A 26,544-nucleotide genomic window follows, 5' to 3' on the forward strand; every position below is an offset into this window, starting at 1 on the left:
GCGGAATGCCGGCAAAGCAGTGAGGAGGTATGTTTATGGCAAAGATCCTTATCAGCCCGTCAAGATATGTTCAGGGAGCGGGAGAGATGAAAAAGCTGGGTACTTATGCAGCAGGATATGGAAAGAAAGCGCTGATCCTTATCAGTCCGGGAGGCTACAAGCGTATAGGAGCTGAGATCGAGGAAAGCTTCAAAGATGCTGACTGCGGATTGTCATTCGATTATTTCAACGGCGAATGCAGCAAAAACGAGATCGACAGGATCTCCGGTATCATGAAGGAAAAAGGCTGTGATCTGATGATAGGAATAGGCGGCGGCAAGATCTTCGATACTGCAAAGGCCGTGGCATTTTACAACCATACTCCGGTGATAATATGTCCGACTATAGCATCGACGGATGCTCCGTGCAGTGCGCTGTCAGTGATATACACGGATGACGGTGTTTTCGAGGAGTATCTTTTCCTGCCGGCAAACCCTAACATGGTAATGATGGATACAGACATAATCGCGAAATCCCCTGTCCGTCTTACTGTATCAGGTATGGGTGATGCTCTGGCGACATATTTCGAAGCGAGAGCATGCAAGAGAAGCGGTGCGATATCGTGTGCGGGAGGCAAGACGACGGAAGCCGCAATGGCGCTTGCCGAGCTGTGCTTCAACACGCTGATGGAAGAAGGCGTCAAGGCGAAAATAGCGCTTGAGGCAGGCGCATGCACTGAGGCTGTAGAAAAGATAATCGAAGCGAACACTCTGCTGTCGGGCATCGGATTTGAAAGTGCGGGCCTTGCGGGAGCACACGCTATCCATAACGGTATGACAGTCCTCGAAGAGTGTCACTCGATGTATCACGGTGAAAAGGTTGCATTCGGAACTATCGCACAGCTGGTTCTCGAGAACGTTCCGGAAGAGGAACTCGAAGAGATAATAGGATTCTGTGTGGAAGTCGGACTTCCTGTGACATGGAAGGAGCTCGGAGCAGAGAATGTAACGGACGAGCAGATCATGGAAGTCGCAAAGGCTGCATGTGCAGAGAACGATACCCTGCACAACATGCCGTTTGAAGTGACTCCGGAAACGGTAGCTGCAGCGCTGAAAGCTGCAGATGCATACGGCAGATATTATCTGGGGGAATAGCAGCGTGCAGTGCCATCTGAAGATGACGCTGTGGCGATTCTGAGCGAGATCATTTTGAATAATAAGAAATCCAGCCTGATGCAGAGTGCACGGCTGGATTTTTCTGTATCTTTGCCTTTTGTCGTGTCAAAGCGGCGATCACAGCTTTACGAATTCGGGCTTTCTCTGACTGAATCTGCAGTAGTATCTGAACCCCAGGCTCTTTGCGAATTCAACAGCGTCGTTGAAATGAAAGCGATAGTGTTCCGGCGAGTGCGCGTCGGATCCGAAAGTCAGGATCTCGCCGCCGAGTTCGCGGTATCTTTTGAGTATAGACTCACGCGGAAGCCATGTGCCTGTACCGTATTTGAAACTCGAAGTATTGATCTCCAGACCTTTGCCGCTTTCCACGGCGAGCTTCAGCGATGCATCGATGATATCAGTCAGCGGAGTGTAGTCGTAAAGCTTGCCGATGTATCTGTCTACGATGCTGAAATGGCTGAGTACATCATAGTTGTCGAATTCTTTTAGACATTCATAGACGTACACATAGAAGTCTTCGAGCATTGCAGGACCGTCGACGTCAGTGAAGTCGTAGGTGTAGAGATCCTTTTCGCGGTTGCAGTGGAACGATCCCATGATGATATCGTACGGGAACGCATTTATCGCTTTATTGGCGGCTTCGAACTGTCCGGCCATTATCCCGACTTCTATACCGATGCGGATGTCCATGATGCCGCGGTACTTTCCGCGGGCTTTCAGCATATATTCGTTGTACTTTTCAAAATCAAGCTGGAACGGGAACTCCGGGTCCGGATAGCCCGGATCGTAGTGATCCGTCACAGCAAGTGTTTTTATGCCCTGAGCTGCAGCACTTTCCAGCATCACGTCTGCGGAAACATCGCAGTCGTCTGAAAAGCCTGTATGAGTATGGAAGTCGCAGTCCAGTACAGGGCTGCTGCCGGAAACGCCGGTTTTAATACTGTTGATCTCTGTATCAGTTGTCATTTTTTGAGCTGTTCCTTTCTGTATCGTCTGTAAGTGCGCCGCGGCTCCTGTCTGTTTTCACGAAGTCGAGTTCGAACCAGAACGTCGTACCTTCTCCGACCGTGCTGTCGACGCCGAAGTTCGATTTGTGGAGTGTCAGTATCTCCTTGACTATGGAAAGTCCGAGCCCCGAGCCTTCGGAAGCTCTCACCATATTAGAGCTTGCACGGTAGTAGCGCTCCCATACGTGATTGAGTTCCTCCGGAGCGATGCCGATGCCGTGGTCTTCGACTCTGCAGATAACGGATCTGCCGCGCCGTTTGAGAGTGACTATCACGGTCTTGTCTTTGCCTGCGAATTTGATCGCATTCGTGAGCAGGTTGGATACCACCTGTTTTATCTTGTCCGCGTCTCCTTTTACTATATAACTGCCTGAGCAGTTGAATCTGAACGTATATCCCTGTTCGTCCTCCATTATCTTGTAGGTGTTGATGATGCTCTGGACCGCGTTCGTGATGTTGAATTCGGTAGGGTGCAGCACCATCTTGCCCGACTGCATCCTGGAAAGCGAGAGCAGGTCGCCTACGAGCATGTTGAGCCTGTCGGCTTCGTCTATTATGACCTGAAGATGCTGTTCGCGCTTCTGAGGGTTGTCACCTGACAGATCTCTGATCATTTCGGCATACGATTTGATCATGGTGAGCGGCGTCCGCAGATCGTGAGAGACGTTCGCGATCAGGTCCTTCTGGAGCATGTCTGACTTTTCCAGCTCGATGGAGGCCCTGGTCAGCGTGTCGGCGAGATTGTTGATCTCTGTGTAGTGCCCGCCCTTGAACACTATGCCGTATTCGCCGTCTGCGAGCCTTTCCGCGGAACGGGTGATCTTTCGTATCGGTCTGGTGATCCTTATGGAAAGGTAGAACGATATCAGGCATGCCACCATGAACGATATGCAGGTGACGTATATCAGCTGGTTGGTCAGGATGTTTATCGTCGAGGAGACCGGATACAGCGGTGAAAATATGTACACCAGCATCGGTTCCTTGTCTTTGTTCGTCAGCAGCTTGCCGTAGGCGAGGACGTCTTTTGAGTCATCGCTTTTGATGCGCTTGTACGCTGAGTCGACGTTTTCCTTGAGCATCACCTGGTTGATCGTTTCGATCTGTTCAGCATAGTACTGCGCGCTTGTGCTGTCTCCGGAAGGTCTGAAATACATGGTGCTGCCGTCGTGCGAGACGACATATATGAACATGTCGTTGCTGTTCGATATCGACTCAACGGTATTGAGGAATTTCTCATTGCTCTTGAGCGTATATGCCGACTCGATGTTTTTCGCCACTCGTCTGGTCTGCTCGTCCTTCATAACGCTGTAAAAGCTGTTGAGAAAGAGCACCTGAAAAAACCACAGCACTACCATCAGGAAGCCTGCAAACAGTATGAAGTAAAGCCATGTTTTGAATTTTATACTTTTGGAATCAAGTCTAAGCTTCAAATTTGTACCCTACCCCTCTTAACGTAACGATATAATCTCTGTATTTGCCGAGATTGTTTCTCAGGTTCTTGATGTGAGTGTCGATCGTTCTGTCATCACCGAAGAAGTCGTATCCCCAGATGTCAGAGAGCAGCTTGTCCCTTGACAGCGCGATGTTCTTGTTTTCCACGAGGTAGAACAGCAGGTCGTATTCTTTAGGTGTGAGATCCACCTTCTTGCCGTCGACATACACTGTTCTGGCAGGGATGTTGATCTCGAGACCGTCGAATTTCATCACCTTTTCAACAGGTCTTTCGGAAGCGCTGTTTCTTGAAAGGACTGCGTTCACTCGCGCCATCAGTTCCTTAGGGCTGAAAGGCTTCACGACATAGTCATCGATACCCAGTTCGAAACCGAAGAGCTTGTCGTATTCTTCGCTTCTCGCTGAAAGCATGATGATAGGTATGTCTTTGATCTTCCTGATCTCCTTGCATGCCGAAAAGCCGTCGAGCTTAGGCATCATGATATCCATTATGATAAGGTCGTAATCGTTGAGTCTGCAGAGACCTACAGCTGTCATGCCGTCGGCAGCCTCTGTGACCTCGTGACCGTTGAATTCGGCATATTCCCTGATGACCTCTCTTATCTTCTGTTCGTCATCTGCGACTAATATTTTCGCCATATTCATCTCCTCCTTGATCTATATTGTAAGAATAAATTTTCAATGTGTTCTGTATATGAAGCTTGTGTATTGATTCTACCATATTTTGTTGGCTAGGTACAGGATTTGTGGTATACTCATCATGGACAACTAGACAAAGAGCAGAGAGAGGAGGGGATACGATGCTCCAGAAACTGGTAAGAGCTGTTTTGACGATTGCCGGTGCAATATTGGGATTCGGATTATACACATTAACAAAGTTCCTGATAATACTTGCAGGACATAAAGAGCTGGTCGATTTTTCGGAAATACAGGACATGATAATTTCCACATTGGTTGCAATTATATTCGGTTTGATTTTTTTCCGGCTCACTCCGGCTTTCAAAAAGCAGGGCAACAAGATGGCAAACAACCTGGAGTCAGATCTTCAGAAGATGTCCGCAAACGATATCGTGATGGGAACGGTAGGCCTTATAGCCGGCCTTATAATAGCATTTCTGATAAGCCAGATATACGTGGGTATAAAGGTACCGTATCTTGATGTGATCCTGAACGTCATTACATACATAATACTCGGCTATCTCGGTATCGTGATAGCGACAAAAAAGGGCAAAGACATCAGAGGTTCGCTGCTGAACTGGAGACTGAGCGGTTCGGGAACCGGCAAGGGCGGCAAGACCAAGTCTGACGCTACACCGAAGATACTGGACACGAGTGTGATCATCGACGGCAGGATAGCGGATATAATGAAGACGGGATTTATCGAAGGGCAGATAGTGATACCTGAGTTCGTGCTCGTCGAACTCAGGCATATCGCCGATTCTTCGGATGCGCTGAAGAGAAATCGAGGCCGCAGAGGTCTGGACATACTCAACAAGATACAGAACGAATACGGTGTCGAGATCTACAACAGCACCGGGGAGAAATCGCTCGACGAGATACCCGAAGTAGACGTCAAGCTGCTGAAGCTCGCTCAGATAATGAACGGCAAGGTAGTCACGAACGATTTCAATCTCAACAAAGTGGCGGGGATAAAAGGCGTGGATGTGCTCAATATAAACGAGCTTGCGAATACGCTCAAGCCTGTGGTGCTTCCGGGCGAGGAAATGATACTCTCGCTCGTAAAGGAAGGCAAGGAGAACAATCAGGCTGTTGCATATCTGGACGATGGCACGATGATAGTTGTCGAGGACGGCAAACGCTTCATCGGACAGACGATAAAAGTCATTGTGACGAGCGTGCTGCAGACTTCGGCAGGCCGTATGATATTCGCAAAGCCTGCAGGCAGCGGCAGAGGTCATCATCATGGATAGTGAAAAGGAAGTTTCAGTGATCATAGCAGCTGCGGGACAGGGCACTCGCATAGGCGGACCTGTCCCAAAGCAGTTTATGATGATCGGCGGGGAACCGATATTGATAAAGACATTGAAAGTCTTTTCGTCAATGCCTGAAGTCGATCATATTTTTATTGTAACGAATGAAGAATACACGGAACACTGCGCAGATCTGGTACGTGAATACGGGATCGGCAAAGTGGAGAGGATAGTCAGAGGCGGCAGTGAACGTCAGGATTCTGTCTTCAATGCGCTCAGGGCGGTGGAGGAAACGTGTCCTCAGACGGGATACGTGCTGATACACGACGGAGCGAGGCCGTTCGTCACTCACCGGACTGTGATCGGCGTCATCGAAAAGACCGTGCAAAGCGGCGCAGCGGCGGCATGCGTGCCTATGAAGGACAGTCTCAGACAGATCGGCAGCTGCGGACTTTACGCGAAAAAAAATACAGACGCGAGCGGCATGAGCCGGAGCGTCGACAGGAGCGAATACTTTGCGGTGCAGACGCCGCAGGGGTTCAGGTTTGAATATATCAAGGAAGCCTATGAGAAGGCCTTCTCGGAAGGATTTTACGGCACTGATGACGCGGTGCTGGCAGAGCGTGCCGGCTATCCGGTGTCGATAGCGGAAGGCGATTACGGCAATATAAAGATAACGACGAGAGAGGATCTGCCTATGGAATACAGGACAGGAACAGGTTTTGATGTGCATGCGTTCGCCGAGGGCAGAGATCTGGTGCTCGGCGGTGTGAAGATACCGTACGAGAAAGGGCTGGCAGGTCATTCGGATGCGGATGTGCTGACTCATGCGCTGATGGATGCGCTTCTGGGGGCTGCGGCGCTGGGAGATATAGGAAAGCATTTCCCTGACACCGACGAACAGTACCGCGGCATATCGAGCATGGCGCTTTTGCAGAAAGTCGGAGAGCTGCTCGAAGAGAACTCGTATTCCGTAGTGAACGCCGACGTCACGGTGATGGCGCAGGCGCCGAGGATAAGTACGTACACGGAGGCGATGAGAGAAAACATCGCAGCTGTTTTGAAGCTTGATAAAAGCAGGATAAATATAAAGGGAACGACTACTGAACGCCTCGGTTTCGTAGGGCGAAAAGAAGGGATCGCGGCTGAAGCGGTATGTTCCATATGCAGATAAGGAGAAAGAACCGATGAAATTATCAAAGATGCATTTAAAGACACTCAGGGAAGTTCCAAATGAAGCGGAGATCCCAAGCCATATACTGATGCTGAGATCGGGAATGATCAGAAAACTGGCGTCAGGCGTTTACGGCTTCATGCCGCTCGGATGGAGGACGCTGAGAAAGATCGAAGGAATAATCAGAGAAGAGATGGACGCTGCAGGAGGACAGGAGATACATATGTCTGCTATCCAGCCGTCTGAGCTCTGGGAGGAATCCGGCAGATGGTACGCGTACGGACCTGAGCTCTGGAGAATAAAGGACAGACACGGACGTGAGTTCTGCCTCGGACCTACGCATGAGGAGATATTCACAGACATCGTGAGGACAGACATCAACTCCTACAGACAGCTGCCGATGAATCTTTACCAGATCCAGACGAAGTACAGAGACGAGGCAAGACCTAGATTCGGACTGATGAGGAGCAGAGAGTTCATCATGAAGGATGCGTATTCGTTCGACCGCGACCAGGAAGGTCTCGACAAGAGCTATCAGGACATGTACGAAGCGTACGAGAAGATCTTCACGAGGTGCGGACTTTACTTCAGACCTGTAGAGGCTGACACCGGCGCTATAGGCGGCAGCAATTCGCACGAGTTCACGGCGATTTCGGAAGTGGGCGAGAGTGAGATCGCATACTGTGAAAAATGTTCCATGGCAGCTACCGTGGAAAGGGCAGAGTGTGTGGATGCAAAGGCTCAGGACGACGTTGAGATGCTTCCTATGGAAGAAGTGCACACTCCAGGAACCAAGACGATCGATGAAGTTGCGGATTTCCTCGGCTTGGACAAGAAACAGACGATAAAAGCGCTGCTTTTCGTGACATATGACAATGACGGCAACGAGAACGGATACGTTGCAGCATTCGTGAGAGGCGACAGAGAGCTTAACATGACGAAGCTCGTGAACGCTCTCGATATCCCGGAACATGCCATCGAGTTTGCTGATGAAGAGAAGATGTCAGCGGCTACAGGCTGTGTCGGCGGATTCACAGGCCCTACAGCGCTGCATGACTGCAGGATCGTTGTGGACAGTGAGCTTCCGGGTCTCAAAAACCTGTGTGCAGGTGCATGCAGGGAGGATCATCATCTGATCAATGTCAACTACGGCAGAGATTACGAGGGAGACATCGTTACGGATATTAAAGTGCTGGCGGCAGGAGATGCGTGTCCTGTATGCGGTGCGCCTGTCAAGCATGCGAGAGGTATCGAGGTTGGCCAGGTGTTCAAGCTCGGGACCAAGTACAGCGAAGCGATGAAAGCTTATTATAAAGACGAAAACATGAAGGATCATCCGATCGTGATGGGATGCTACGGCATCGGCGTGACGAGAACGATGGCAGCTATCATAGAGCAGCACCACGATGACAATGGTATCGTATGGCCGATCGCAGTAGCGCCTTATCACGTGATAATAACTGTCATGAAGCCTGACGATGAGGTCCAGGCAAAGGTCGCAGATCAGATATACAGCGAGCTGACAGCGGCAGGCGTCGAAGTGATGCTGGATGACAGAAAAGAACGTCCGGGCGTCAAATTCAAAGATGCGGATCTGCTGGGTATCCCTGTGAGGATCACGGTCGGCAGAGGCGCAGCGGACGGAATGATCGAGTACAAGATGAGACGTGACGCAGACAAGGAAGAGATGTCTGCAGCTGAAGGAATCAAAAAAGCTATCGACGTCATCAACGCAGAAAAATAAAAGAGACGATAAAGGAAATCATTACGGAGCAGCGATATAAATGGACAGTGAGAACCGTGAAAAAACTAACAGCATAAAAAAATATGCGATCCTTTTCTGGGAGTTCTTCAAGGTGGGTATCTTTACGATAGGCGGAGGTATCGCCATGATACCGCAGATACAGCAGGTCGTGGTCGAAGACAAAAAATGGATATCCGAGGAAGACATGCTCGACTGCATCGCAGTCGCACAGTCGCTTCCGGGCGTCGTGGCGATAAACAGCGCTACGTATATCGGCAACAGGATGTATGGCGTAAAGGGCGCACTTGCGGCGACTCTGGGAGTAGTCGCGCCGTCGTTCATCATAATAATAGTCGTGGTGTCGTTTCTCGGTGCGATCGGAGAAAATTCGTATATACTCGGTGCGTTCACAGGCATAAAGGCTGCAGTGTGCGGCCTGATAATGGTCACGGCTGTAAAGCTCGCGAAGCAGAGTCTGACGAACGTGTTCCAGTGGATCCTGGCGGCGGCGGCGTTCGCAGCGATCGCAGCATTCGGTGTCACTGCTGTGTGGGCGGTACTTGGCGGTGCGGTGCTCGGGATCATATACAACAGCGTGAAGATGAGGAGGCTTGCGGACGATAAAACTGCCGGTGGCAGTGCTGCGTGTAAAGACGATGCTGAAGATGATGAGGCCGCAGGCTGCATGGAAGCGCACGACAGCAGTGGCGCGTGCGGTGATGGCGTCGGCGACAAGGACGACGAGGCCGATAAACAGTGTGAAGATGAGGAGGTGGCAAAATGATGTATTTGAATATTTTTGCCATGTTCTTCAGGATCGGCTTGTTCAGCTTCGGTGGCGGTCTGGCTATGCTGCCGCTGATATTCCAGAGCGTGCAGGACTTCGGTATCATGTCGTCCCGGGAATTCTCAGATCTGGTGGCACTGTCTCAGGTGACGCCGGGGCCGGTGGCGGTAAATGCTGCGACTTATGTCGGTTTCAATTACTCGGGTATCCCGGGGGCGCTGGTTGCGACGCTCGGCGTGTGTCTGCCGTCGTTCGTGATAATGCTGATAGTGATGAATTTCATAGACAGATTCAACGACAGTAAGGGCGTTCAGGGAGCGTTCGTAGGGATAAGGCCGGTGACTGTCGGGCTTATCGCTGCTGCAGCGGTATTCGTCAGCGAAACTGTTCTGGTGAACGGTCCGCTGATCTCAAAGGAACTGTTCACCGGCGGTCTGGATTATTTCAATCTCATACCGCTGGCGATATTTGCGGCAAGTATAGTGCTCGTGGGGGTGTTCAAAATGCGCCCGATACGAGTGATGATAATAATGGGTATAGCCGGCGCGCTGCTGTGCCACTAGTGGCGTCAGGCCCGGTGATGACCATGCGCTCGCAGTCAAAGCGAACGGAACGGAAATAAATGCAGACAGTGCACTGCTGCACTGCCGTGATGCTGAGAGGAGCGTTGTTATGTGGACAGGAGGAGTACGAGTAATAATTCTCGATGATGAAAACAGGATGCTGATGGTAAAGCAGCATCATGAGGATCACGATATATGGATGGTACCGGGCGGCGGCATAGAGGCGGGAGAGAACGCAGCTGAAGCGGCAGTCCGGGAAGTGAAGGAAGAGACCGGATTTGAGATCGAGGCAGGGCCGCTCGTATGGCACGTTGAGGAGGTTTCCGACCGGGGACAGAGGTTCGTCAACTTTTTCCTCGGAAAGGTGACCGGAGGGACGCTTGGACTCGGCGAAGATCCGGAATTCGATGCAGAGCATCAGGTGCTCAGGGAAGTGCGCTTTGTATCGCGCGAAGAGATGCAGGACATCTCGAGGGTGTATCCGGAGTATCTGAGAGACGAGTTCTGGAAAGCGCTGGAGTGCGGCGCGTTCGGGTCTCATGGCAAATGCGGCGGAAGCGCTGGCGATACATATGCGTACGACCCGTTCAGGATAAGGTGAAAACAGCTGACTGCAGAGCTTTGCAGCTGGCTGTCAAATAGGAGGAACATAAAATGAAATACGTAAAAATCGAAATGGAAGACGGCGGCATCATGAAGGGTGAGCTTTACCCTGAGATCGCGCCTAAGACGGTTGAAAACTTTGTTAAACTCGTAGAAGAAGGATTCTATGACGGACTCATTTTCCACAGAGTCATTCCGGGCTTCATGATCCAGGGCGGCTGTCCTGACGGAACAGGAATGGGTGGCCCGGGCTACTGCATCCCGGGAGAATTCACAGCTAACGGATTCAAAAACGACCTCAGACACGAAAGAGGCGTGCTTTCCATGGCAAGAGCGATGAACCCGGATTCAGCAGGTTCGCAGTTCTTTATCATGGTGGAAAACGCACCGCATCTCGACGGTCAGTACGCATCGTTCGGAAAGATTATTGAAGGTATGGACGTAGCTGACGGCATCGTAAACCAGGACAGAAACAGATCCGACAAGCCGCTCACACCACAGATCATGAAAAAAGTAACGATCGTTGAGGAGTAATAACCGGACGAAATCAAAATGAACCATAAGACGCATGCATGTTATCTGGAAACGGATGGTGCATGCGTTTTTTGTTATCAAAAACCCAAAAAACCCGACAAGCGGGTTTCCTGGGTTTTGGCGAGGCACGAGGGACTTAAGCAAATGCTGCGCATTTGCCGTTCATCGCCTGCATATTCATTGCGGCTCGAACACTTCGCTATATAAACATCCGCGATGTTTATATCACGCTCAGGCCCTTGTGGGTTCGAGTCCTTGATATCATCAAAAACTCAAAAAACCCGGCAAGCGGGTTTCTTGAGTTTTGGCGAGGCACGAGGGACTTAAGCAAATGCTGCGCATTTGCCGTTCATCGCCTGCATATTCATTGCGGCTCGAACACTTCGCTATATAAACATCCGCGATGTTTATATGACGCTCAGGCCCTTTCAGGTTCGAGTCCTTTACATCATCAAAAACTCAAAAAACCCGACAAGCGGGTTTCTTGAGTTTTGGCGAGGCACGAGGGACTTAAGCAAATGCTGCGTATTTGCCGTTCATCGCCTGCATGTTCATTGCGGCTCGAACACTTCGCTATATAAACATCCACGATGTTTATATCACGCTCAGGCCCTTGTGGGTTCGAGTCCTTGATATCATCAAAAACTCAAAAAACCCGGCAAGCGGGTTTCTTGAGTTTTGGCGAGGCACGAGGGACTCGAACCCCCAACCGACAGATTCGAAGTCTGCGACTCTATCCATTGAGCTAGTGCCCCAAAAGTATATAATTGATTATATGATTATACCCGATGTTTATACGTGTATCAAGGGATTTATTGACATTTATCTGAAAATGGCGCATAATAAAGAACGCCTGAGTTTTTTCTGGCAGGGGGTGTGAGTTGGAAACGCATCCGGTAAATCAATACGGTCGGCACGATCCCGTTGTGATATAAGCGAGGTTCGGCCTGATACAGTAAGGAATTTATGTTTATGTTTAAAAAAATATTCGGAAAAGGAAATGGTAAGTTCAGAATGCTGCCGGAGTCGGTAGGACTTTCGGTAGTGATACTCATAGTACTGTTCGTAGAAGCGTTTTTTATTTTTCTTATGAGCGTACTGGATATACTGCCTGCGAAATTCGCGATAGCAGTGCTGCTGGCACTGCTCCTGGCTGATCTGGGGACATTCAAGCTGCTCAACTGCAGGAAACGGGTGACGAATCAGCGACTGGTAGGTCTTATCCTGACAGTTATAATCGTCAATGTGCTGTTTATAGGCAGCAATTATCTGTATAATACATACGATACATTCCAGAAGATCAGTGAGGAAAAGGCACAGATCGAGGAATATCATGTTATCGTTCTTAAAGACGGCAGCTATCAGAAGCTCAGAGATATCGAAGGTCAGACGGTATATGTCATGAGTTCAGAGTCAAAGATGTATAAAGAAGCCAAGGAAAGACTGCTGACAAAGATCGAAGTTGAGTATTCAGAGGAAGCAGACAATTCGTCAGTCGGCGCACATTTACTTGATGGAAGTCAGAAAAGCGATGAGATAATTTTCGTCAGCAACACGAATTATGAACTGCTCTGCGAGAACAATGACAAATTCGAAGAAACTACAAAGATACTTTACAGCATACCGATCACAGTAAAGAGTGACGATTTTGCCAAGCGAGTGAACGTTACAGAAGATCCGTTCAATGTGTATATCACAGGGATGGATGTCTGGGGCGGCATAGATCAGATCGCAAGGAGTGATGTCAATATGGTGATGACTGTAAATCCGCAGACGAAGACTATCCTGCTGACATCGATACCTAGAGATTCATATGTTACACTTCATTCGTTCGGTGCTGAAGACAAACTGACGCATTCAGGAATATATGGTGTGGAAGAGACTGTAGATACAGTAGAAGACTGGCTCGATTATGATATGAACTACTACATCAAGGCGAATTTCTCGATGCTGGTGGATATAGTAGATGCGATAGACGGGGTCGATGTATACTCTGATTTTGAATTCAAATCCAGTGTGGCAGATTTTTATTATAACGAAGGAGAAAATCACTTGAGCGGTATGGCGGCACTGTATTTTGCACGTGAGCGAAAGGCGTTTGAGGATGAAGATATAGAGAGAGGCAGGAATCAGCAGAAAGTATTGAAAGCTATGATCAATAAGACAACACAGAGCAAGGTGATACTTACGAAATATACACAACTGCTGGATGCTGTTGAAGACGAGATGCAGACGAATATGTCGGAGAAAGATATATCATCTCTCGTAAAAATGCAGATAAATGACATGGGCAAGTGGACGATAAATACGATATCCATAACAGGTACAGATGCCTATGCACCTACGTACAGTATGGGATCACAGGAGCTTGCTGTGGTCATACCTGACGAAACTTCTGTCGAGGCGGCAAAGCAAGCTATACATGACACGATGTATCCTGCATATACGAAAGAAAAAAAGAATAAATCCAAAACAAAATAACGAGATATCAAATAGTGTGATGATTTTGAGTAATGGGCGTGCATTCCTTGAAATCATCACATTTTTATGATACTATTCTAATGTATGTGTATATGGTCAGAAGCATTTGATCATATATAAATAAAAGAGCAAGGAAATGAAATAATGCGTTCAAAAGTTATAAGAATAATAATTCTGATCATCATAGATGCTGCTGTTGTTACGTTCAGTTCAATAGCACCGCTTGCATTGAGATTCGGTATATTCACAATGGATGTGTACTATCTGACGCCGGCGCTGAAGTGTCTTCCGATAGATATAGTCATCGCAATAGCGGTACTTGCGGTATTCAAGCTTTACAATCGAGTGTGGACATATGCCGGGATCGATGAAATGATAGCGACGTTCAAGGCATCGCTTGTGATAGAAGCGTTGTATGTAATATATAGGCTGTTGTGGAGTATCGACATGCCGCGAAGCTTTTATGTGTTCAACTGGGTATTTCTGTTCATACTGCTGGCCGGTGCGAGACTGTCGATCAGGATTTTCAAGCAGTTCAGAAAAAAATACAGAAAGACCGGGGAAAAACGCAATGTGATGATCGTCGGTGCAGGTTCAGCAGCGTCTCTGCTGATAAAGGAGCTTGAATATGGTCCGGGGGCATCGAGGATCGTGTGCATAATAGATGACAACCCAGCCAAAAAGGGCAAGTATATACATGGGTTCCCAATAGTAGGCAGACGAAGCGATATACCGCATATGGCGGACAAGTACGATGTCGATGAGATCATCATAGCGATACCATCGGCTCCGCCTACGGTGACTAGAGACATACTGTCTATATGCCAGGAGACGAATGCCAAGCTTAAGATACTTCCTGCGATATCGAGTAGTCTTACAGAGTCACTGAGCCGTACGGTTAGAGAAGTCAACTATGAGGATCTTCTCGGCAGAGATGCCGTGGTCATTGAGAACCCTGAGCTTGCGGAATTCGTTGCGGACCGCACGATAATGGTGACCGGCGGTGGAGGAACGATAGGTTCGGAGCTTTGCAGACAGATAATCGCAAACAAACCGGCAAAACTGCTGGTAGTGGATATATATGAAAACGGAGCATATGAGCTTCAGATGGAGCTTGCGCAATATTATCCCGAGGCTGATATAGAAGTGCTGATCGCATCAGTGCGAGATTATGACAGGCTTGAAGACATTTTCAGGAGGTACAGACCAGATGTCGTATATCATGCGGCAGCGCATAAACATGTGCCGTTGATGGAGTTCTCGCCTAATGAAGCAGTCAAGAACAACTGCAAGGGTACATTGAACATGGTCAGGCTGGCAGATAAGTATGAGGTAAAGCGATTCGTACTGATATCTACAGACAAAGCTGTGAGGCCTACGAATGTCATGGGCGCGACAAAGCGTATATGCGAGATGATCGTACAGACTTACAGCAGGATGTCCGATACTGAGTTTGTAGCAGTCAGATTCGGAAATGTTCTTGGAAGCAATGGATCTGTGATACCGCTGTTCCTAAAACAGATAGCGGCAGGCGGACCTGTAACACTTACGCATAAAGAAATCACAAGATTTTTCATGACCGTAAGCGAGGCTGTTTCTCTGGTGCTTCAGGCGGGTCTGCTGGCAAAAGGCGGCGAGATATTCGTGCTGGATATGGGACAGCCTGTCAAGATATATGATCTGGCAGTGAATCTGATAAAGATGAAGGGCTATGTGCCGGGTAAGGATATCAAGATCGAAATAGTGGGACTCAGGCCGGGTGAAAAGCTGTACGAGGAGCTTCTGATGGCCGAAGAAGGGCTTGAGAGCACCCCGAATGACCTGATCTTTATAGGGCAGCCTATAGATATAGACAGAGAGGAATTTTTAGAAAAGCTCGATAAACTGATAGCGATCGCACAGACTAACAGCGATGATATCAAGCATGAGATAGAAAAGATATGTGATACGTATACGATCACAAATAATTAGAAGGATCATATGATGAAAAATTTAAATGTCTCTCCACTGGAATGGGATACGGATTTTTTTGGAATAAGCTGCGGCAGACTGGTAATAGATGCGCCAGAAGCTGATTTGAGAGGGCTTCTTGAGCAGCTTGACGCCTATCAATTCATAACTATACAGAATGTGGGGAATAAGGTTGGGATAAATAAAACCATAGCAGAAAATACACAGGCCTTTCTCGTTGACATAAATATACAGTTCGAGAAGGATGTCCTGAGGGGTTTTTCAGGATACACTGCAAAACATGAGAACATTGCTGTGATAAAAGCTAAAGATACAGATAAGCAGATACATGATAAATTACTCGTTGAAAGAGAAGATTTTGTGTTTTCTAAATTCGTATGTGATGACAAACTGGATGTCAGAAACGGATATTTGGTTTACAAGGAATGGTTAAAGAATTCAAGAAACTATGACAATAAGTATTTTGCACTTTATTATGACGGCAATGAAATAGGTGGATATATTTTATTCAGCATATATGATGGAGAAGGCACGATAGAACTTGTAAAAGTGAACAGAGAGTATAAAGGCCAAGGGATCGCAACAGAGATGATCAGAACGGTAGAGAATTGTTTAAAGGATAAAGGGATCGCAACGGTAAAGGTGGGAACCCAGCTCAATAATATACCGGCAATAAATCTTTATCATTACCTTGGCTTTAGGGAAATTTCAAGAACTTCAGTATATCATCTATGGAATTTAAACGTATAAAGGAAGGGATAAAAATGAATATACCGTTTTCACCGCCTGATATTTCGCAGGCAGAGATCGATTCGGTCGTAGAGACTTTGAAATCAGGATGGATAACTACAGGTCCAAAGACAAAGAAATTTGAAAGTGAGATATCTGAGTATATCGGAACTGAAAAGACTGCATGCCTAAGCTCGGCAACGGCATCGATGGAAATGACGCTCAGACTTCTGGGAATAGGTCCGGGAGATGAAGTCATCGTTCCTGCGTACACATATACTGCGAGCTGCAGTGTTATATGCCATGTCGGAGCGGATCCTGTCATGGTGGATATATACAAGGGACAGCCGGTGATGGATCTGGAACTTATGGAGAAAGCCATAACGGATAGGACAAAGGCTATAATAGCGGTAGATCTCGCGGGTATAATATGTGACTACGACCGGATATTTCAGATCGTAGAAAAAAATAAAAACCGTTTTTGCCCCTCAGAAGAAAATGATATACAGAAAAAACTTGGAAGGATAGCTGTGATAGCAGATTCATCACACGGATTCGGTGCAGTCAGAAATGGCAGAAGATCCGGTATGCATGCGGATTTCACATGTTTCTCGTTCCATGCTGTAAAAAATCTGACGACTGCGGAAGGCGGAGCCGTCACATGGAAAAACATAGAAGGCATAGACGATGAATGGATATACAAACAGTATATGAACCTTTCGCTGCACGGTCAGACAAAAGATGCGCTCAACAAGACGAAGGCAGGTTCATGGGAATACGATATAGTTTCACCTGCGTACAAGTGCAATATGACTGATATACAGGCGAGTATAGGTCTGGAGCAGCTGAAACGTTATCCGGAAATGCTGGAAAGAAGACGTCAGATAATCGCTAAATACGATACGGCATTCGCAGGAAAGAACATTTCTCTGCTTGCGCACAGTGGCGAAGATCACTGCTCCAGCGGCCATCTGTATTTTATAAGGCCCGCAGGGATAACGGAAGAACAGCGAAATGAGATAATAGTGAAGCTGGCAGAACGTGGCATTGCTTCAAATGTACATTACAAGCCGCTGCCACTGCTCACTGCATATAAAAATCTGGGATTTGACATAAAAGATTATCCGAATGCCCACGATTATTATAAGAATGAGATAACTCTGCCTTTATATAGCAGACTGACGAATGAACAGGTCGACTATATCATAGAAGGCGTCAACGATATATTGAAGGAATACGTATAATATGCTGATATCATGGGACAAACTTCCTTATGAAATGAAAAACAGTGAAGTAAAAGCTTACTACGATATACTTTCACGCCGTAAAGGCAGCCTTGCATTAAAGCGTATCTTTGATATCGCAGTGTCTTTCGTGATGCTGGTACTGCTTTCGTGGCTTTTTCTGATACTGGCAATAATGATAAAGGTGGACTCCAGAGGTCCGGTGTTTTACAGACAGGTGAGAGTTACATCGGGCAACAGAGACTTCAGGATATTCAAATTCAGAACAATGGTGCAGAATGCTGATAAGATCGGTGCGCTGGTAACATCGGGCAATGACAGCAGGATAACAAGAGTCGGATCAAAGATCAGGAAATGCCGTCTCGATGAGCTTCCACAGCTTATCAATATACTGAAGGGTGACATGACCTTTGTGGGGACAAGGCCGGAAGTCCGCAAATACGTTGAAAAATACAGTGATGAGATGATGGCTACACTGCTGATGCCAGCCGGAGTGACATCACTGGCCAGCATAAACTTTAAAGATGAAGATGAGCTTATGGATTCTTATACTTCAAAAGGTATGACGGTAGATGATGCATATGTGCAGAAAGTACTGCCGGAAAAAATGGCATACAATCTGGAGTACATCAAAGAATTCGGCTTTTTTAAAGATATAAAGCTCATGTTTAAGACCGTTGCAAGTGTTGTAAAGTAAAGGGATAGTTCAGATGAATATACTGCTGATAAATCATTATGCCGGTTCACCGGAAATGGGGATGGAGTTCCGTCCGTATTATTTTGCAAGAGAATGGGTAAAGGCAGGTCATAGAGTCGATATCATAGCTGCTGATTATTCACATCTCAGACGTGTGAACCCTGAAGTGGATCATGATTTTCAGGAAGATATAATAGACGGGATACACTATCACTGGATAAAAACGAGAACATATGAAGGCAATGGAGCCAAACGCGCGATAACGATGGCGCAGTTCGTGTCAAAGCTGTGGCTCAACACAGGCAGGATCATAAAAGAAATGGATCCTGATGCAGTGATCTGTTCGTCGACATATCCGCTGGATACATATGTAGGACAGAGGATACGAAGAAAGTCGAAGAAAAAGGTGAAGTTGATCCATGAAGTGCATGATATGTGGCCTGCAACGCTTATAGAAATAGGTGGTATGTCTAAAAAGAATCCTTTTGTTGTTGCTATGCAGATAGGAGAAAACAGTGCATATAAAAAATCGGATACAGTTGTTTCCCTGCTTCCGAATACAGAAGGTTATATGAGAAAGCATGGGCTGAAAGAAGGAAAATTCAGATGCATTCCGAATGGCGTGATTTTAGATGAATGGCGACATCCGGAAAAGCTTCCAGAAGAACATGTAAGTGTGTTAGAACGGTTAAGAGCCGAAGGCAGATTTATTGTTGGGTATTTTGGCGGACATGCTTTGTCAAATGATCTGGGTGTAATACTAAAGGTTGCGGAAGTAATAAATGATACGCAGATATGTTTTGTTCTGGTAGGTGATGGTGTTGAGAAGCAGAGCCTCATGGAAGAAGCGAAAGCGAAGATGCTGAATAATGTCATATTTTTAACACCTGTGAACAAGAGAAGCATACCTGGATTGTGCAGATGGTTCGATTGTATATATATGGGAGGGAAAAATTCGCCTTTGTACAGATTCGGACTGTGCCTCAATAAAATGTTCGATACGATGGCTTCGGGCAAACCGGGAATATGTGCTTTAAGTGTAAAAAGCTATTTGTCAGAATACAAATGTGGTTTTGATGTGAAGAGTAATGATATAAAAAGTATTTGTGACACAATAAAATATGTGAAAAGTTTAAGCGGTGAAGAATTGGATCGTATCTCGCAAGCAGGAAAGAAAGCAAGTGTAGAGCGTTTCAACTACACCGTGCTTGCGGAAGAATTTCTTAATGTGATGGAGGAGTAGTATCTGGTGAAAGTCATAACTATAGTAGGTGCAAGACCACAGTTCATAAAGGCTGCGGTCGTTTCTAGAGTACTGAGAAAAGAACACGAGGAAATAATAGTTCATACCGGTCAGCACTATGATTACAACATGTCAGATGTTTTCTTTAACGAACTTGACATACCGTCGCCTGATTATAACCTGGGGATATCAGGCGGAACACACGGTAAAATGACGGGCGAGATGATCATTGCTATCGAAGATGTAGTTTTAAAAGAAAAGCCGGATGTGGTGCTTCTTTACGGCGATACGAATTCTACTATGGCAGGTGCGCTTGCAGCTGTAAAACAGCATATACCCGTCGTGCACGTAGAGGCAGGAAACCGTCTGGGAACACTGACAAACCCTGAAGAAGTAAACAGGATAGTAACGGATCATGTATCATCTCTGAAATTGTGCTGTACTGAATCTGCACTGAAGTTTCTTGCAAAAGAAGGTATAGCAGATAATGCATATCTTGTAGGGGATCCGATGTATGATGCATTTCTGTATTACAGTAATAAGGTAGGAGACAATGTCCCGGAAAATCTTAAGGCACTTGATGGCGGAAACGTGGAATTGCCGGGAGCATTTTATTATATGACATGCCACCGTGAGGAAAATACGGGTACGGATGAAGCGCTGACTAATATACTGGATGCGACGGAGATGCTTGATGCGAAGTGTATATATCCTGTACATCCGAGAAATCACGATAGAATGCAGCGGATCATGAGTGAAAAAAAATACAAGAACATAATCGCATGCGAACCGGTCGGGTATCTGATGTCAGTTTATCTTGTAAATCATAGTAAAAAGATCATAACAGATTCAGGTGGTCTTCAGAGAGAAGCATTTTTTGCAGAAAAGCAGTGCGTGACCGTTTTCGATTATGTATCATGGCCGGAAACTATGATAGACAATAGAAATCAGCTTGCAAAGCCTGATAAAAATGATATTTTGGACAAGTTGTCTAAACCACAGGAAATAAAAGAAAATCATGCGTTTGGAGATGGACATTCGGCGCAGAAAATATTAGAACGTATAAATGAGTATATTTAAACCCGGAGGTTGATTGAAATGAAGGAATCATTACTAAATAAAATAGACAATAGAGAAATAACAGTCGGTGTAGTCGGACTCGGATATGTAGGTCTTCCTCTGGCGGTCGAAAAGGCAAAGGCGGGATTCAAAACGATAGGTTTTGACGTGCAGAAAGCAAAAGTTGATCTTGTCAATGCAGGTTCAAACTACATCGGAGACATAGTCGACGATGATCTCAAACATATAGTGGAGAGTGGAATGCTCAGAGCGACGAATGATTTCAGCTTCGTCAGGGATGTGGATTTTATAGCGATATGTGTTCCTACGCCGCTGGATGAGCACCAGCAGCCTGACATAAGCTATGTCAGATCATCAGCAGAAGAAATTGCAAAGCATATGACTAAAGGAACGATGGTAGTCCTCGAGTCGACGACTTATCCGGGAACTACAGAAGAACTTCTCAAACCGATACTTGAGACTTCGGGACTCAAGTGTGGCGAGGATTTTTACCTTGGCTTCTCTCCTGAAAGAGTGGATCCGGGCAACAAGCAGTTCAAGACGAAAAATACCCCTAAAGTAGTGGGTGCGATAGGCGAAGATGCGAGAGAAGTGATCGCAGCAATGTACAGAGCAGTGCTTGAAGGAGACGTTTACGAGGTTTCATCGCCGGCTATTGCAGAGATGGAAAAGATACTCGAGAATACTTACAGGAATATAAATATAGGTCTTGCGAATGAAATGGCGATCCTCTGCAACAGGATGGGCATAGATTACTGGGAAGTCGTTGATGCTGCAAAGACTAAGCCTTACGGTTTCCAGGCATTCTATCCGGGTCCGGGGCTTGGCGGGCACTGCATACCGCTGGATCCGTATTATCTGTCATGGAAAGCGCGCGAGTACGGTTTCCATACTTCTATGATAGAAAGCTCCATGATGGTCAATGACAGGATGCCGGAGTACTGCGTGGAAAGATCTATGGCGATACTCAACAGACATAAAAAAGCACTGAACGGGTCGAAAGTACTCGTGCTCGGAGTAGCGTACAAGAATGATATCGATGACTACAGAGAGAGCCCGGCTATAAGAGTCATAGAAAAACTCAAGGAAGACGGTGCAGATACTGACTTTTACGATCCATGGATCTCGGAATACAAGGACAAAGGACAGATTTTCCATGGAATAGAAAAAATAGATGCAGAGATAATTTCATCATATGATCTCATAGTGATCACAGCAGCACACACCAATATAGACTATGATATGATACAGCAAAATGCTGCTGCGATATTTGATACCAGAAATGCAATGAAAGATATCGCTGATCGGGAAAATATAGAAGTGCTGTAATGACAGGAGCGGTATTTATGAAGTTTACTTATGATGCGTATAAAAAGATGATAGATGATCTGCGAAGAGCTGGATACACGTTTGCAGGATATGAGTCGCAGGAAGGTCTGGATCGTGTTGTGATTCTCAGGCATGATATCGATTACTGTTTGAATAAAGCTGTGAAAATGGCAGAGCTCGAACAGGCATCAGGTGTCAGAAGCACATATTTCGTGTTGCTCAAGTCATCGTTCTACAATCTTTTGGCGGCAGAAAATCTCAGACTTCTTAAACGTATTAAAGAACTTGGACATGATATAGGTCTTCATTTTGATGAACTGAGTTACACGAACGAATATTATGATGAACATGGGGGTATCAGAAATGTGATACTTGAAGAAGTGAAACTTCTCGAACAGGTATCTGGCATAGCGGTAAACTCAGTATCGATGCATCGACCATCCAGGAAAACACTTGAATCGGATATAGATTTGTCACCTGTTATAAATTCATATGGAAAATATTTTTTCAAAGGATTCAAGTATGTTTCAGACAGCAGACGGCGCTGGCGTGAAGATGTTGATGGGATCATAGCAAGTGCTGAGTATGACAGGCTTCATATACTTACACATGCATTCTGGTATAACGATAAAGAAAAAGACCTTCGGTCTTCACTTGAAGAATTTATAAAAGACGGAATGCCGGATAGATATCGTATTTTGAATGATAACTTTACGGATCTTGAGGAAGTTATAACTCTTGAAGATATAAATAATGGGGTTTGATATGACTGACTGGAATTATGATACCCAAAAACTAGTCAAAAAACTTGGCGGCAGTGTTATTAAAATGGCTGAAGTATCCATAAAGTGTGTCACGACTGTGGGTGACCCTAGGGAAAACGCGATGCTGTTTTTTACGTCAAAGAAATGGAAAGATGCATATGCAGACAGACTTCCGGAATTGAAGAACTGCTTCATAGTGACGGAGCATTCTATAGCAGATGCATTTGAGTGTGTGTCTGACAGCTGCTGCATAGTGGCAGTGGATAATGCGAGGCTTTATTTTGCAAAGGCACTGAAACTTATAGTTGACAGTGAGAACAGCGTAAAAAAATACACACCATATGGATGCGGAAGTTTTATTGGAGAAAATGTCATTATCGGAAATGACTGTAGGATAGAGCCATTCGTTTTCATAGACCATGATGTTGTGATCGGCAATGGTGTGTCGATAAAAAGCGGTGTGAAGATAAGACAGAATGTGAAAATAGAGGATAATGTAACCATAGGAGAAAACAGCGTTATCGGGGTACAGGGATTCGGCGTTGAGAAGGATACTGATGGCAGGAATATCAGAATACCACATATAGGCGGAGTTATCATAAAAGAAAACGTGGAAATAGGCGCATTGTCATCTATAGTTGCAGGTACGATACACCCTACAGTGATAGAGAAAAATGTTTTTATAGATGATCTTAATCATATCGCGCATAATTGTCAAATAGGCGAAGGTAGCATGCTTACGGCAGCAGCCCAGATAGGCGGCAGTGCAGCGATAGGTGCTGACAGTTATATTTCGCCGAATGCGACTGTGCGCAATGGTGTGTCATTGGGGAAAAACTGCTTTGTAGGACAGGGATCCTCGGTACAGCAGTCATTTGGGGACGGTGTATCGCTGGTTGGAAATCCTGCCAGAGAATTTATGAGAAAAAAGTAGTGGAAGAGCAGAAAGGAACAGATTGTGGATTATTTTGTACACGAATCAAGCTATGTAGATGAAGGCGTCAAAATAGGAAAAGGAACGAAGATATGGCATTTCTGCCATATACAGACAGGTGCGGAGATAGGTGAGAAGTGTTCGTTCGGTCAGAATGTCAATGTTTCTAATAACGTTAAGATCGGCAACGGATGCAAACTGCAGAACAATGTTTCAGTTTATGAAGGTGTGGAGCTGGAGGATCATGTTTTCTGCGGACCTTCGATGGTATTCACAAATGATCTGACGCCTAGAGCTAAGTATCCGAAAGGCAGTGCCGGATATAAGAAGACACTTCTGAAGACCGGCGCTACGGTAGGTGCTAATGCTACTGTAGTATGTGGACATACGCTTGGAAAATGGTCGATGATAGCATCAGGCGCAGTCGTTACAAAGGACGTTCCGGATCATGCTCTGATGGCAGGCGTTCCGGCAAAGAGGATAGGCTGGGTGTGTGAATGCGGAGAAGTTCTTAAGAACGGATTAACATGCAGCATGTGTGGAAGAAGCTATACCGAATCGGATAACGGTCTTGAAGAAAAATAATTTTGGAGGAAATAAAAGTATCATGAAATACGCACTTATAGGTTGCGGCAGGATCGCAACAAACCATATGAAAGCAGCAGTCAACAACAAGCTGGAGATCGCAGCAGTATGCGATGTTCTTCCGGAAAAAATGGAGGAGCTTCTTGCAAAACACGATTTACAGAACGACGATTCGATAAAACGATATGAAGACTATAAAAAAATGATAGAAGAGATAAAGCCTGAACTCGTGAGCATAGCTACAGAGAGCGGGATACATGCTGAGATAGCTTTATACTGCATAGAAAAAGGCGTGAACCTGATAATCGAAAAGCCTATGGCAATGAGCATAGAAGATGCTGACAAGATCATAAAGCTTTCCGAGGAAAAAGGTGTGAAGGTATCGGCATGCCATCAGAACAGATTCAATGTTGCTATCCAGCAGCTGAGACAGGCTGTGGAAAGCGGCAGATTCGGCAAGCTTTCACATGGTTCGATCCATGTAAGATGGAACAGGAATGAGGGCTATTATACTCAGGCTCCATGGAGAGGAACGTGGGCTCAGGACGGCGGAGCACTGATGAACCAGTGCATACATGGTATCGACCTCCTCAGATGGATGATGGGCGATGAGATAGAGGAGATATACGGAGCAACGAGACAGCAGTTCCATGATTATCTTGAAGCGGAAGACGTGGGAATGGCAGTTGTGAAGTTCAAGAACGGTGCGATAGGTACGATAGAGGGCACTACAAACGTTTACCCTAAGAATCTTGAAGAGACTCTTTACATATTCGGAGAAAACGGAACCGTAAAAATCGGCGGAACATCAACAAACAATATCGATGTCTGGGATTTTGCAGATGAAACAGAAGCGGACAGCAAAAACAAAGGCCTTAAGGAAGAGACGAGCAATGTATACGGAAACGGTCACACCAGCCTGTTTGCAGATGTAATAGATGCCATAGAAAACGACAGGAAGCCATATGTAGACGCAGTTGCAGGAAGAAATGCTCTGGAAGTGGTACTTTCAATATACAAGAGCCAGAAGACCGGCGGATCCGTGAAACTGCCGCTGAAGGATTTTGCAAGTATTGATATGAAAGGTGAATTTTAATGTCAGTCAAAATATGCCATGTTACAAGTGCGCATAACAGCACAGATGTCAGGATATTTGAAAAAGAATGTACTTCTCTGGCAAAGCTTGAAGGCAATGAAGTATATCTTGTTGCACCCGGGGAAAGTTTTCAGAAGAATAATGTTCAGATCGTAGGTATCGGGGAACGTCCATCCAGTAGAATGAAACGTTTCACTGCGTTCTCCAAAAAAGCATATAAGACAGCACTGAGCCTTGATGCCGACATATACCATTTTCATGATCCAGAATTGCTGCAGTATGCTGTAAAACTCAAGCATAAGGGGAAAATCGTGGTATATGACAGTCATGAAGATACTGTTGCAGATATACAGCGAAAAGAATATATACCTGCATCAATGAGAAAAATCATCACATTGATTTTCGGAAAATATCTGTACCGTACTGCATCAAAGATCGATGCAGTAGTGACGGTCACACCTAGGATCGTTGAAAAATACAAAATGGTTAATGACAATGTATTTCTTGTTACGAACTATCCTATTATAGAGGAAGACAGGGAAGTACCTGAAAGAAAAAAGGCCAGCAGTGAAACAGTACTGTGTTTTGCAGGTGGTGTAGCACCTATGTGGTCGCATGACAGGATCCTGGAAGCCATAAATGGACTCGACGATGTGAAATATGTGTTTTTCGGAGCCGGAGAAAACGATTATATAGAACACCTGAAAGAGATAGATGGATGGGAAAAGTCTGAATACAGAGGAAAAGTGCCTTTTGACACGGTCAATCGCGAACTGTGGAATGCAGATATAGGAATGGCTTTATGTAAGTATATTTTTGGTGAAGATAAGGAAGGAACGCTGGGAAATACAAAACTTTTCGAAGAAATGCTGCATGAACTGCCAGTGATCGCAACTGATTTCAGACTTTGGAAAGAAATCGTTGAAGGCAATGACTGCGGTATATGTGTAGATCCGAATGATGTAAATCAGATAAAAGATGCGGTCACTTTACTTATGAAGGAGCCGGAACGAGCAAAAAAAATGGGGAAAAACGGAAGAAAAGTTATATTGGAAAAATATAACTGGAAGAGTCAGGAGAAAAATCTGTTTGAAGCATATGACATGCTGAAGACAGAGATCGTGGGGCTATGAGATGGATAATGGGAAAAATATCAGGATCAAAACAGATGTGGTAATATTCATTGCAATGGGTGTTATTGCAATGAATCTGGTCATTTCGAATATAGGCTTGTATGGGGGAAGGACGAGTCCTCCGCTGCTTGTAGGCGCATTTGTGATGATGCTGTTGAGTATATGGCTGATTCGAGAAAGAAGATGTATATCAAAAATACGGATCATAAAACTGATGCCTTTGATTATAATGGGTGTGATTTTTTTTGTTTATGGACTCATTTTTAGAGTTCCGTCATATATACTGTATGCTTTCGTTTTCGTATTTCA

Annotated in this window: 24 protein-coding genes and 1 tRNA gene; 21 read left to right on the forward strand and 4 right to left on the reverse strand. The window is 45.8% G+C overall.

Annotation, left to right across the window (positions count from 1 at the left end; all coding sequences use genetic code 11):
• Positions 1-35: 35 nt before the first annotated feature.
• On the forward strand, positions 36-1,133 hold the full coding sequence (locus OCV59_RS10770) for a glycerol dehydrogenase (protein WP_147594444.1): 1,098 nt from the start codon (positions 36-38) through the stop codon (positions 1,131-1,133).
• A gap of 138 nt (positions 1,134-1,271) precedes the next feature.
• Here the strand turns inward: OCV59_RS10770 and OCV59_RS10775 are convergent, their stop codons facing one another.
• From OCV59_RS10775 to OCV59_RS10785, 3 genes are read right to left on the reverse strand one after another with little or no spacing between them, the layout of a single operon-like run.
• A complete protein-coding gene (locus OCV59_RS10775; protein WP_147594445.1) occupies positions 1,272-2,120 on the reverse strand; it encodes a histidinol-phosphatase HisJ family protein in 849 nt (282 codons plus the stop codon).
• Complete coding sequence (locus tag OCV59_RS10780; RefSeq protein WP_147594446.1) at positions 2,110-3,591, reverse strand: sensor histidine kinase; 1,482 nt, start codon at positions 3,589-3,591, stop codon at positions 2,110-2,112. The genes OCV59_RS10775 and OCV59_RS10780 overlap by 11 nt, the downstream gene beginning before the upstream one ends.
• Entirely contained in the window at positions 3,581-4,252 is a 672-nt protein-coding gene (locus tag OCV59_RS10785) for a response regulator transcription factor (protein WP_147594447.1), read from the reverse strand. The genes OCV59_RS10780 and OCV59_RS10785 overlap by 11 nt, the downstream gene beginning before the upstream one ends.
• A 161-nt stretch (positions 4,253-4,413) precedes the next feature.
• Between OCV59_RS10785 and OCV59_RS10790 the strand changes: the two genes are divergently transcribed.
• The 7 genes from OCV59_RS10790 to OCV59_RS10820 all read left to right on the forward strand — a co-directional run bounded on the left by OCV59_RS10790 (position 4,414) and on the right by OCV59_RS10820 (position 10,949).
• Positions 4,414-5,544, forward strand: a complete 1,131-nt coding sequence (locus OCV59_RS10790) for a PIN/TRAM domain-containing protein (RefSeq protein ID WP_147594448.1) — start codon at positions 4,414-4,416, stop codon at positions 5,542-5,544.
• Positions 5,537-6,718, forward strand: coding sequence for a 2-C-methyl-D-erythritol 2,4-cyclodiphosphate synthase (gene ispF / locus OCV59_RS10795; RefSeq protein WP_147594449.1), 1,182 nt, complete (start codon positions 5,537-5,539; stop codon positions 6,716-6,718). The genes OCV59_RS10790 and ispF overlap by 8 nt, the downstream gene beginning before the upstream one ends.
• 13 nt (positions 6,719-6,731) lie before the next feature.
• Positions 6,732-8,462, forward strand: coding sequence for a proline--tRNA ligase (locus OCV59_RS10800; RefSeq protein WP_147594450.1), 1,731 nt, complete (start codon positions 6,732-6,734; stop codon positions 8,460-8,462).
• Positions 8,463-8,502: 40 nt separating this feature from the next.
• Entirely contained in the window at positions 8,503-9,246 is a 744-nt protein-coding gene (locus OCV59_RS10805) for a chromate transporter (RefSeq protein WP_147594451.1), read from the forward strand.
• A complete protein-coding gene (locus OCV59_RS10810; protein WP_147594452.1) occupies positions 9,243-9,812 on the forward strand; it encodes a chromate transporter in 570 nt (189 codons plus the stop codon). Before OCV59_RS10805 ends, OCV59_RS10810 begins: the two co-directional genes overlap by 4 nt.
• A gap of 109 nt (positions 9,813-9,921) precedes the next feature.
• On the forward strand, positions 9,922-10,413 hold the full coding sequence (locus OCV59_RS10815; protein WP_147594453.1) for an NUDIX domain-containing protein: 492 nt from the start codon (positions 9,922-9,924) through the stop codon (positions 10,411-10,413).
• Positions 10,414-10,466: 53 nt separating this feature from the next.
• Positions 10,467-10,949 carry a peptidylprolyl isomerase gene (locus OCV59_RS10820; RefSeq protein ID WP_147594454.1) on the forward strand — a complete coding sequence of 161 codons (483 nt, stop codon included), beginning with the start codon at positions 10,467-10,469 and terminating at the stop codon, positions 10,947-10,949.
• Between the two features lie 679 nt (positions 10,950-11,628).
• On the opposite strand, the gene OCV59_RS10825 is transcribed toward OCV59_RS10820, so the two are convergent.
• A tRNA-Arg gene (locus tag OCV59_RS10825) sits at positions 11,629-11,704 on the reverse strand.
• 217 nt (positions 11,705-11,921) lie between these two features.
• Between OCV59_RS10825 and OCV59_RS10830 the strand changes: the two genes are divergently transcribed.
• The 13 genes from OCV59_RS10830 to OCV59_RS10890 all read left to right on the forward strand — a co-directional run bounded on the left by OCV59_RS10830 (position 11,922) and on the right by OCV59_RS10890 (position 26,235).
• On the forward strand, positions 11,922-13,430 hold the full coding sequence (locus OCV59_RS10830; protein ID WP_262584352.1) for an LCP family protein: 1,509 nt from the start codon (positions 11,922-11,924) through the stop codon (positions 13,428-13,430).
• A 144-nt stretch (positions 13,431-13,574) separates the two neighbouring features.
• Complete coding sequence (locus OCV59_RS10835; protein ID WP_147594456.1) at positions 13,575-15,401, forward strand: polysaccharide biosynthesis protein; 1,827 nt, start codon at positions 13,575-13,577, stop codon at positions 15,399-15,401.
• Between the two features lie 9 nt (positions 15,402-15,410).
• Entirely contained in the window at positions 15,411-16,151 is a 741-nt protein-coding gene (locus OCV59_RS10840) for a GNAT family N-acetyltransferase (protein WP_147594457.1), read from the forward strand.
• Positions 16,152-16,165: 14 nt separating this feature from the next.
• On the forward strand, positions 16,166-17,374 hold the full coding sequence (locus OCV59_RS10845) for a DegT/DnrJ/EryC1/StrS family aminotransferase (RefSeq protein ID WP_147594458.1): 1,209 nt from the start codon (positions 16,166-16,168) through the stop codon (positions 17,372-17,374).
• Between the two features lies 1 nt (position 17,375).
• Complete coding sequence (locus OCV59_RS10850) at positions 17,376-18,071, forward strand: sugar transferase (protein WP_147594459.1); 696 nt, start codon at positions 17,376-17,378, stop codon at positions 18,069-18,071.
• A gap of 13 nt (positions 18,072-18,084) precedes the next feature.
• Complete coding sequence (locus tag OCV59_RS10855; protein ID WP_147594460.1) at positions 18,085-19,314, forward strand: glycosyltransferase family 4 protein; 1,230 nt, start codon at positions 18,085-18,087, stop codon at positions 19,312-19,314.
• A gap of 6 nt (positions 19,315-19,320) precedes the next feature.
• Positions 19,321-20,394 carry a non-hydrolyzing UDP-N-acetylglucosamine 2-epimerase gene (wecB, locus tag OCV59_RS10860; RefSeq protein WP_147594461.1) on the forward strand — a complete coding sequence of 358 codons (1,074 nt, stop codon included), beginning with the start codon at positions 19,321-19,323 and terminating at the stop codon, positions 20,392-20,394.
• An 18-nt stretch (positions 20,395-20,412) separates the two neighbouring features.
• Positions 20,413-21,723 (forward strand): nucleotide sugar dehydrogenase, encoded by a 1,311-nt coding sequence (locus OCV59_RS10865; RefSeq protein ID WP_147594462.1) that lies wholly within the window; start codon positions 20,413-20,415, stop codon positions 21,721-21,723.
• Positions 21,723-22,487 (forward strand): polysaccharide deacetylase family protein, encoded by a 765-nt coding sequence (locus OCV59_RS10870; RefSeq protein ID WP_147594463.1) that lies wholly within the window; start codon positions 21,723-21,725, stop codon positions 22,485-22,487. The genes OCV59_RS10865 and OCV59_RS10870 overlap by 1 nt, the downstream gene beginning before the upstream one ends.
• Positions 22,477-23,421, forward strand: coding sequence for a UDP-3-O-(3-hydroxymyristoyl)glucosamine N-acyltransferase (locus OCV59_RS10875; protein WP_147594464.1), 945 nt, complete (start codon positions 22,477-22,479; stop codon positions 23,419-23,421). Before OCV59_RS10870 ends, OCV59_RS10875 begins: the two co-directional genes overlap by 11 nt.
• Before the next feature lie 21 nt (positions 23,422-23,442).
• Positions 23,443-24,006 (forward strand): N-acetyltransferase, encoded by a 564-nt coding sequence (locus OCV59_RS10880; RefSeq protein WP_147594465.1) that lies wholly within the window; start codon positions 23,443-23,445, stop codon positions 24,004-24,006.
• A gap of 22 nt (positions 24,007-24,028) precedes the next feature.
• Positions 24,029-25,102, forward strand: coding sequence for a Gfo/Idh/MocA family protein (locus tag OCV59_RS10885; protein WP_147594466.1), 1,074 nt, complete (start codon positions 24,029-24,031; stop codon positions 25,100-25,102).
• Positions 25,102-26,235, forward strand: a complete 1,134-nt coding sequence (locus tag OCV59_RS10890) for a glycosyltransferase (protein WP_147594467.1) — start codon at positions 25,102-25,104, stop codon at positions 26,233-26,235. Before OCV59_RS10885 ends, OCV59_RS10890 begins: the two co-directional genes overlap by 1 nt.
• The last annotated feature ends 309 nt before the right edge of the window (positions 26,236-26,544 follow it).

The sequence above is a fragment of the Brotomerdimonas butyrica genome (assembly GCF_025567305.1).
GTDB lineage: Bacteria > Bacillota > Clostridia > Peptostreptococcales > Anaerovoracaceae > Lentihominibacter > Lentihominibacter butyricus.